10 protein-coding genes and 1 pseudogene are annotated in these 8,900 nt (G+C 68.6%); 6 read left to right on the forward strand and 5 right to left on the reverse strand.

Annotated features, from left to right (window positions below):
• On the reverse strand, positions 1-195 hold a 195-nt coding region (locus tag ROTAS13_RS14205), incomplete at its 3' end, for a hypothetical protein (protein WP_139323364.1).
• A gap of 151 nt (positions 196-346) precedes the next feature.
• On the opposite strand from ROTAS13_RS14205, the gene ROTAS13_RS14210 reads away from it, so the two are divergent.
• The 6 genes from ROTAS13_RS14210 to ROTAS13_RS14235 all read left to right on the forward strand — a co-directional run bounded on the left by ROTAS13_RS14210 (position 347) and on the right by ROTAS13_RS14235 (position 4,845).
• Positions 347-700 carry an NADH:ubiquinone oxidoreductase subunit NDUFA12 gene (locus ROTAS13_RS14210; protein WP_019459694.1) on the forward strand — a complete coding sequence of 118 codons (354 nt, stop codon included), beginning with the start codon at positions 347-349 and terminating at the stop codon, positions 698-700.
• Between the two features lie 78 nt (positions 701-778).
• Positions 779-1,300, forward strand: coding sequence for an outer membrane lipid asymmetry maintenance protein MlaD (gene mlaD / locus ROTAS13_RS14215; protein ID WP_075822657.1), 522 nt, complete (start codon positions 779-781; stop codon positions 1,298-1,300).
• Complete coding sequence (locus ROTAS13_RS14220) at positions 1,297-1,524, forward strand: hypothetical protein (protein WP_019459696.1); 228 nt, start codon at positions 1,297-1,299, stop codon at positions 1,522-1,524. The genes mlaD and ROTAS13_RS14220 overlap by 4 nt, the downstream gene beginning before the upstream one ends.
• Before the next feature lie 8 nt (positions 1,525-1,532).
• Positions 1,533-1,937 carry a DUF2155 domain-containing protein gene (locus tag ROTAS13_RS14225; RefSeq protein ID WP_019459697.1) on the forward strand — a complete coding sequence of 135 codons (405 nt, stop codon included), beginning with the start codon at positions 1,533-1,535 and terminating at the stop codon, positions 1,935-1,937.
• Between the two features lie 258 nt (positions 1,938-2,195).
• Entirely contained in the window at positions 2,196-3,140 is a 945-nt protein-coding gene (locus ROTAS13_RS14230) for an AEC family transporter (protein ID WP_075822658.1), read from the forward strand.
• 43 nt (positions 3,141-3,183) lie between these two features.
• Positions 3,184-4,845, forward strand: coding sequence for an acetolactate synthase large subunit (locus ROTAS13_RS14235; RefSeq protein ID WP_019459699.1), 1,662 nt, complete (start codon positions 3,184-3,186; stop codon positions 4,843-4,845).
• A gap of 59 nt (positions 4,846-4,904) precedes the next feature.
• On the opposite strand, the gene ilvC is transcribed toward ROTAS13_RS14235, so the two are convergent.
• The 4 genes and pseudogenes from ilvC to ROTAS13_RS14255 form a co-directional block, all read right to left on the reverse strand.
• Complete coding sequence (gene ilvC / locus ROTAS13_RS14240; RefSeq protein WP_075822659.1) at positions 4,905-5,921, reverse strand: ketol-acid reductoisomerase; 1,017 nt, start codon at positions 5,919-5,921, stop codon at positions 4,905-4,907.
• A gap of 67 nt (positions 5,922-5,988) precedes the next feature.
• Complete coding sequence (gene ilvN, locus ROTAS13_RS14245; RefSeq protein ID WP_075822660.1) at positions 5,989-6,516, reverse strand: acetolactate synthase small subunit; 528 nt, start codon at positions 6,514-6,516, stop codon at positions 5,989-5,991.
• A 13-nt stretch (positions 6,517-6,529) separates the two neighbouring features.
• On the reverse strand, positions 6,530-8,323 hold the full coding sequence (locus ROTAS13_RS14250; protein WP_075822661.1) for an acetolactate synthase 3 large subunit: 1,794 nt from the start codon (positions 8,321-8,323) through the stop codon (positions 6,530-6,532).
• An 83-nt stretch (positions 8,324-8,406) separates the two neighbouring features.
• Positions 8,407-8,900, reverse strand: a pseudogene (locus ROTAS13_RS14255) (tRNA (adenosine(37)-N6)-dimethylallyltransferase MiaA); the annotation flags it as partial.

Below are 8,900 nucleotides of genomic sequence, written 5' to 3' on the forward strand. Positions count from 1 at the left end.
TCGCCTTACGGTGGAGCTGTGCGTAGATGTGATCAAGAGACAGGCCCCAGGCATCAGGGCGGCCAGGGCGTCAGCGGCGCCGTCCTCCCAGGCCGCGGGCAGGGCCACGGCACGGGGCGGTGCGTCCGGATCCGCCTGGCCGCGGGTGCGGCGCAGCGTCACGTCGGACCACACGGTGCCTGCGAGCCTCTGCATGACTGTCCTGCCCCCGAAAGGAAATTCACGCTGGTGAAGCAACATGTGGTGACGTCCGGAGTCAACCGCCACCAGATACGGTAGGAAAAGCGTGGCCTTTCACGCGCGGCGCGCGCGTGCCATATGGCGGTGCCAGGAGGCCCCAAAGCCCATGTCCATGCTCATGCGCCTGTGCTCCGGCTTCAAGGGCCGGAAGGTCGGCACCGACCGCCACGGGAACCTGTATTTCGAGAGCCGCAAGGTTGTGCCCGGCTTCAACCACACCCGCCGCTGGGTGGTCTACGCGGGCAAGCCGGAAGCCACCAACGTGCCGCCGGAATGGCACGGCTGGCTGCACCATGCCACGCCGCTGCTGGACGAGAACCGCCGCTATCCCTGGCAGCTCGACCACCAGCCGAACATGACCGGCACCGCGCTCGCCTATCGGCCGCCCGGCCATGACTACCGGGGCGGGGAGCGTCCGAAGACCGCGGGCGACTACGAGGCCTGGACCCCCGGCGCGTGATGGCGTGCCGGATGGCCGGGCCATGGCCCTCCGGGATTTCCGGGCATTCGTTCCGCCCCGTCGGATAAGGATCGTGATTTGAAGGGACGCAGCCTCGCCGAGCTCGCGGCCGGCGCCATCGTGCTGGTCGTCGCCGTGGTGTTTCTCGCCTATGCCGCCACGAATTCCGGCCGCTCCACCACCGGTACCGGAATGACGCTGAACGCGCGCTTCGACCGGATCGACGGTCTCGCCCCCGGCTCCGATGTCCGCATCGCCGGCGTGCGGGTGGGCAGCGTGACGCAGGAGCGCATCGATCCGCAGACCTTTCTGGCGGTGGTGACGATGCAGGTGGACCCAGGGCTGAAGCTGCCCGACGACACCTCCGCCGAGATCACCTCGGAAAGCCTGCTGGGGGGCAAGTACATCGCGCTGGTCCCGGGTGGCAGCGACAAGGACCTGCGGGACGGGTCGGAGATCACCATCACCCAGTCCTCCGTCAGCCTGGAGGCGTTGCTGGGCAAGTTCATCTTCTCGGTGACCCAGATGAATTCCGCCAAGCCCGAGGAGGAAGCCCCCGCCCCCGCCGGGAACGCCCCGTCAGGAGCCCGGCACCCGTGAGCGGGGGGCTGCAGCCGCCGGAGCTCTGGCCCGGCCAGGACGGCCAGCCGCTGTCCTGCCGTGACAAGCTGAAGGTGCTGGGCGAGAACCATGAGGAACTCGTCCAGGTCCTCCGGGATGCCTTCGAGGATGCGGTGCTGATGGGGGTGGACGAGGTGGCAATGCGCCGGCTGCTGCACGGGGTGGTGGATGCCCTGCCCTCGCCCCGCCGCCCGGGGGCATGAGCGCGCCGATGCGGGTTGCCCTCCTTCCCACGCTGCTTCTCGCCGGCATGCTGCTGCCAGCCGCCCCCCTGCCCTTCAGCCGGGGGGATGCGCGGGCGCAGGAATCCGCCAACTGGATCCCCGGCAAGACCGCGAAGCTCCAGGCGCTCGACAAGGTGACCGCCCAGGTCACCGTGCTGGACGCGGCGGTGAACAGGCCGACGAAGTTCGGCACGCTCAGCATCACGGTCCTCGCCTGCGACTACCACCCGCCCGACGAGGTGCCGGACGCGGCGGCCTTCATCGAGGTGCGGGATACGCTGGCCCCCAAGGATGCGCCACCGGCCTTCCGGGGCTGGATGCTGGCGAATGCCCCGGCCGTGAACATGCTGGAACACCCGGTCTACGACCTCCGCATCCTGGAGTGCCGCTAGGACAGGTTGCCGCGGCACGGCAACGGACGCTCCACTCTTCCGGAAACCGCGCCGTGGCTGAACGGCGGGCGGCGGAAGAGCGCGCATGTCGCCTGCCGCCTGTACACTGACATCATACAGACAGGTCGCGCGAGCTTGCATGGGTCCGGGGTGTCAGGAGCGGCCGAAATGGCGTTCCCTGCACGCGTCTTCCAAGGACCAGCCGAGCGGGGCGCCTGACGCCCGGCACCGACCGGCCCGGAACCAGGAGTTCCGACCATGCTCGACACCATCGTCGCCGCGCTGCTGCCCATCGTCATCACGCTGATGCTGGGCTTCGCCGCCGGCTGGCACCATGACTTCGACGCGAAGCAGGCCTCCGTCCTCAACCGCATGGTGATGCTCTACGCCCTGCCACTGAGCCTCTTCGCCGGCATGGTCGGCACGCCGCGCGACCAGATCCTCGCCCAGGGGCCGCTCGCGCTCGCGATCCTCCTCGGCATGGCGGGCGGCTATCTCGTCGCCTTCCTTGTCATGCGTTACCTGTTGCGACAGGAGATCGGCACGGCGGCTTTGCGCGCCCTGGCCATCGCCGGCCCCGCCGTTCCGTTTGTTGGCGTGCCGGTGCTGGGGCAACTCTTCGGGGCGGTCAGCGCCATTCCCATCGCCGTGGCCGGCCTGGTGATGAACCTGATCCAGGTGCCCGCAACCCTCATGCTGCTCTCGGCCAGCACGGCCTCGCGCAACGCCGCCACCCAGGGCCAGCCGGCCTCGGTCATGAGCCACGTCACCCATGCGCTGCGCGAGCCCGTGGTCTGGGCGCCGCTGCTCGCCCTGGTGATCGTGCTGCTGGACTTCCCCTTCCCCGCCTCGCTGCGGGATTCCCTTCAGCTCCTGGGCCGCTCCACCGGCGGCGTCGCGCTCTTCGCCTCGGGCATCGTGCTCTGGTCCCGCAGCGTCTCCCTCAGCGCGCCGGTCGGGCTGCTGGTGCTGCTGCGCAACATCGTCATGCCCGCCGCCGTGCTCGGCTATGCCATGCTGGTCGGACTGCCGCCGGACACGCTGCGCGAATCCGTGGTCACCATGGCCATCCCGGCCGCGTCGATCATCGTGATCCTGGCCGTGCAGTACCAGGTGGCCGAACAGGAAATGGCCTCCACCCTCTTCTTCAGCACCTTGCTCTCGGTGCTGACCATGGGCGCGTTCATCTGGCTCACGCGCTGAGCGCGCCGCCGCCTTCCCTTTTTCCACAAGGAGTCATGGCGCAATGAGCACTGAAACACGCACGGTCGCCGAACTGGCGATCTCCTGCCTCGAAGCCGAGGGAGTCGAGTACCTGTTCGGCATCCCAGGCGAGGAGAACATCCGCCTGGTCGATGCCACGGCCGGATCGAAGATCCGCTTCATCCTCGTGCGGCACGAGCAGGCAGCCTCCTTCATGGCCGACATCTACGGCCGCCTCACCGGCAAGGCGGGCGTCTGCACCGCGACGCTCGGCCCCGGCGCGATCAACCTGCTGCTGGGCGTCGCGGACGCGCAGACGGACAGCACGCCGCTGGTCGCCATCTCCGCCCAGGTCGGGCTGAACCGGATCTACAAGGAGTCGCACCAGATCGTGGATCTGGTCTCCATGTTCAGGCCGGTCACCAAATGGGCCGACATGCTGCTGACCCCTGATGCGGTGCCGGAGATGGTCCGCAAGGCCTTCGACCTGGCGCAGCAGGAACGGCCCGGCGCCACCTACATCGCCATCCCGGAGGATGTGGAGGCGGCCACGGTGCCGGCGGAGGCGAAGCCGCTCACCGCCCGCCCCTACCACGCCGCCGGGCCGGACGAGGACAAGGTGGCGAAGGCCGCAGCGCTGATCCGCGCGGCGAAGCGCCCGGTGATGCTGGCGGGCCATGGCGTGGCACGGGCCGGTGCCTCGGCGGCGCTGACGCGGCTGGCGGAACAGCTCAACATGCCCGTGGCCACGACCTTCATGGCCAAGGGGGTGATCTCCGACCGGCATCCCAACGCGCTCGGCGTCATCGGCTTCATGCGGCACGACTACGAGAACTTCGCCTTCGACGAAGCGGACCTGATCCTCTCCATCGGCTACGAACTGCAGGAATTCGCGCCGGTGCGGATCAACCCGAAGCATGACAAGACCATCCTGCATGTCCACCGCTTCGCCGCGGAGACGGATGCCGCCTATCCCGTCGCGGTCAGCATCGAGGCGGACATCCCGCGTGCCATCGCCGCCCTGTCGGAGGCCTTCCGCGGCGGGGCGGTGCCGGCCAGCCATCCCGCGCCGAAGATCCGCGCCCTGCGGGACGGGGAGCTGAGCGCGCATGAGGCGGATGACAGCTTCCCGCTGAAGCCGCAGCGGGTGATCGGCGACATGCGGAAGGCACTGGACGACGAGGACATCGTCCTGGCCGACACGGGCGCCATCAAGATGTGGATGGCCCGGCTCTACCCCACCTACGAGCCACTGACCTGCCTGATCTCGAACGGGCTCTCCACCATGGCCTGGACGCTGCCCGGCGCCCTGGCGGCGGCGCTGGCCAGGCCGGGCAGGAAGGTCCTGGCGGCGATGGGCGACGGTTCCTTCATGATGAACTCGCAGGAGATCGAGACGGCGCTGCGGGAGAAGATCCCGCTGAAGGTGCTGATCTGGGAAGACGGTTCCTACGGCCTCATCAAGTGGAAGATGGACATGGAACTCGGCCACCACCGGGACGTGGACTTCAACAACCCGGATTTCGTGAAATATGCGGAGAGCTTCGGCGCGAAGGGCTACCGCATCGGCGCGGCGGCGGAGCTGCTGCCCACGCTGCGGAAGGCGCTGGCGGAGGATGGAGTCTCCGTCATCACCTGCCCGGTGGACTATTCAGAGAACATGAAGCTCACCGACCGGCTGGGGGAGCTGACCATCGCCCTCTGACGGCCTCCGCAAAGGGAAAGGGCCCCGGGATCGCTCCCGGGGCCCTTTCTGCGTCGGGCTCAGTTCTTGGCCTTGTCGACCAGCTTGCCCTTGGTGATCCAGGGCATCATGGCGCGCAGCTTCTCGCCCACCGCCTCGATCTGGTGCTCGTTGTTGCGGCGGCGGGTGGCCTTGAAGGAGGCCTGGTTGACCTTGTTCTCCAGCATCCAGTCACGGGTGAACTTGCCGCTCTGGATGTCGGTCAGGACGCGCTTCATCTCCGCCTTGGTCTCCGGCGTGATGATGCGCGGGCCGGTCACGTACTCGCCATACTCCGCGGTGTTGGAGATGGAGTAGTTCATGTTGGCGATGCCGCCCTCATAGATGAGGTCGACGATCAGCTTCACCTCGTGCAGGCACTCGAAATAGGCCATCTCGGGGGCATAGCCCGCCTCGACCAGCGTCTCGAAGCCGGCGCGGATCAGCTCGACCAGGCCGCCGCAGAGCACGGCCTGCTCGCCGAACAGGTCGGTCTCGCACTCCTCCTTGAAGGTCGTCTCGATGATGCCCGAGCGGCCGCCGCCGACGGCACAGGCATAGGAGAGCGCGATCTCCAGCGCGTTGCCCGAGGGGTTCTGGTGCATGGCCACGAGGCAGGGCACGCCGCCGCCCTTCTGGTACTCGCCGCGCACGGTATGGCCGGGGCCCTTCGGCGCGATCATGAACACGTCGATGTCGGCGCGCGGCTCGATCAGGTTGAAGTGGATGTTCAGCCCGTGCGCGAAGGCCAGCGCCGCACCCTCGCGCATGTTCTCGTGCAGGTGGTCGCGGTACAGGTCGCCCTGGCCCTCGTCGGGGGTCAGCACCATCACCAGATCGGCCCACTTGGCGGCCTCGGCGGGGCTCATGACCTTGAAGCCGGCGGCCTCGGCCTTCTGGGCGGAGCCGCCCGGGCGCAGGCCGATCACGACCTCCTTCACGCCGGAATCGCGCATGTTCATGGCATGGGCATGGCCCTGGCTGCCGAAGCCGATCACCGCGACCTTGCGGTTCTTGATCAGGCCCACATCCGCGTCACGGTCGTAATACACGCGCATATCCGCGCACTCCCTCAGGGGTTGGACAAAAATTCGGGGCGGGCCAGGGCCTTGCCCGGCCGCCGGTTCAGGTGGCGAGGCTCCGCGTGCCGCGCGCGATGCCAACCGCGCCGGTGCGCGACACCTCGGCGAGACCGAGAGGGCGCATCAGCTCGATGAAGGCGTCGATTTTCTCGGCGGCGCCGGTCATCTCGAAGACGAAGCTGCCGACGGTCGCATCCACCACGCGGGCGCGGAAGGCATCGGCGAGGCGCAGTGCCTCCATCCGGTGTTCGCCATGGCCGACGACCTTGATCAGCGCCAGCTCCCGCGTCAGGTGCGGCCCCTCCAGCGTCAGGTCGGCGACGCGGTGGACGGGGACGAGGCGGTCGAGCTGCGCCTTGATCTGCTCGATCACCATGTCCGTGCCGGAGGTGACGACGGTGATGCGCGACAGGCGCTTGCCGTCATCGACCGGCGCCACGGTCAGGCTCTCGATGTTGTAGCCGCGGCCGGAGAAGAGGCCGATGACGCGGGCGAGCACGCCTGCCTCGTTCTCCACCAGCACCGCGATGGTGGCCGTGCGCTGCAAGGGCGCCCTGTTCAGGTCGGACATGTCGGCGCGCCTCTCAGACCAGGACCTTGCCTTCGTCGGTGACGCCGGCGACGCCCCCCTGCTGGCCCGGGCCCAGGATCATCTCGTTGTGCGCGGCGCCGGAGGGGATCATCGGGAAGACGTTCTCCTTCGGGTCCACGGCGATGTCGGCGATCACCGGGCCGGGATGGGCGATCATCTCGCGGATCACGTCGTCCAGTTCATCGGCCTTCGTGGCGCGCAGCCCCTTGGCGTGGAAGCTCTCGGCCAGCTTCACGAAATCCGGCAGGGCGTCGGAATAGCTCTCCGAGTAGCGGCCGCCATGGAGCAGCTCCTGCCACTGCCGCACCATGCCCATGTACTCGTTGTTCAGGATGAAGACCTTCACCGGCAGGCGGTACTGCGCCAGCGTGCCCATCTCCTGGATGTTCATCAGGATCGAGGCCTCGCCCGCGATGTCGATCACCAGCGCGTCCGGATGCGCGACCTGCACGCCCGAGGCCGCCGGCAGGCCGTAGCCCATGGTGCCGAGCCCACCCGAGGTCATCCAGCGGTTCGGCTTCTCGAAGCCGAAATACTGCGCGGCCCACATCTGGTGCTGTCCGACCTCGGTGGTGATGAAGGTGTCGCGTCCGGTCTCCAGCGTCAGCTCGTAGAGACGCCGCACCGCGTGCTGCGGCTTGATGACCGAGCCCGCCTGTTCGTAGCGCAGGCACCTCGTCTCGCGCCAGGCGTCGATCTGGCGCCACCAGGCGGCCAGCGCCTCGCGGTCCTGCGGGCGCTCATCAGCCTTCCAGGCCTCGCTCAGCGCGCGCAGCACCGCGGCGGCATCGCCCACGATGGGCACGTCCACCGCCACGTTCTTGTTGATGTTGGACGGGTCGATATCGGCGTGGATCTTCTTCGCGCCGGGGCAGAAGGCGTTCAGCCGCCCGGTCACACGGTCGTCGAAGCGGGCGCCGATGTTCAGCAGCACGTCGCAGCCATGCATGGCAAGGTTCGCCTCGAAGGTCCCATGCATGCCCAGCATGCCCAGGAACTGCGGGTCGCTGGCCGGGTAGCTGCCCAGCCCCATCAGCGTGTTGGTGATGGGAAAGCCCGTCTCGCGCACGAAGCGCGTCAGCAGCTCGCTGGCCTCAGGGCCGGCATTGATGATGCCGCCGCCGGTATAGACCATCGGCCGCCTGGCGCCCTTCAGCAGCGCCACGGCCTCGCGGATGCTTTCCACCGAGGGCTCGGTCTGCGGGCGGTAGGAGCGGTGCGGTGCGGTCGGGGCCGGGGTGTAGCGGCCCTTGGCGATCAGGATGTCCTTCGGGAGGTCGATCACCACCGGGCCGGGACGGCCGGAACGTGCGATGTGGAAGGCGTCGTGCACCGTCGGCGCCAGGTCCTCCATCCGCTTGACCAGGTAGTTGTGCTTGGTCGCCGGGCGGGTGATGCCGGTGGTGTCGGCCTCCTGGAAGGCGTCGTTGCCGATCAGATGCGTCGGCACCTGCCCGGTCAGGCAGACAATCGGGATGGAATCCAGCAGCGCGTCCACCAGGCCGGTCACGGCGTTGGTGGCGCCGGGGCCGGAGGTCACCAGCACGCAGCCCACCTTGCCGGTGGAACGGGCATAGCCCTCCGCCGCATGCACGGCGGCCTGCTCGTGCCGCACCAGCACGTGCCGGATCGCGTTCTGCTGGAAGATCGCGTCGTAGATCGGAAGGACGGCGCCCCCCGGATAGCCGAAGATGACCTCGACGCCCTGATCCTTCAGCGCGCGCAGGACGATCTCGGCGCCGTTCATCACATCGGCGTCGGAGGCGGCGGGAAGGGTGGCGGACATCGGCGAGGTTCCGTTTCCTTAGAACTGGCTCCGCGCAAGGGAACAGCGCGGAGCGGCCCATCTAGGGGGCATGCTGTGCTGCGTCAACGGGCAGAATCAACAAACGATATTATTTGCGTCTGAAGACTTTCCGAAAATTGCGCTGAACCGGTGAAGCGAGCACGGATCGTATGCGGCACGCTCGGGTCAGCCCCCCGCCCAGCGGGCATCGCGAGATCGTGGTGGCGGAACCAGGTCGCCTGCCGCTTGGTGTACTGGCCGATGGCCAGGCAGGCGCGGCGCCCCGCTTCCTCCATCGACATCTCCCCGCGCAACACGCCGCCGAGTTCCGGCACGCCATGCGCGCGCATGGCCGGCAGGGCCGGGTCGAGCCCGCGCGCCAGCAGCGCCCGCACCTCCTCCATGGCGCCCAGATCCAGCATGGTGGACCAGCGCCGCCGGATGGCCTCCCGCAACTCCTCGCGCGGCGGGTCGAGCAGGACCGGCAGCACCGGCCGCTCCGGCGGCGGGTCGGGGATGGGCACGGCCTGCCACGCCGCCAGCCCGCGCCCGGTGCCACGCCAGACCTCCCAGGCCC

It is taken from the genome of Roseomonas sp. TAS13 (assembly GCF_001950415.1).
In the GTDB taxonomy this organism is placed as follows: Bacteria; Pseudomonadota; Alphaproteobacteria; order Acetobacterales; family Acetobacteraceae; genus Roseomonas; species Roseomonas mucosa.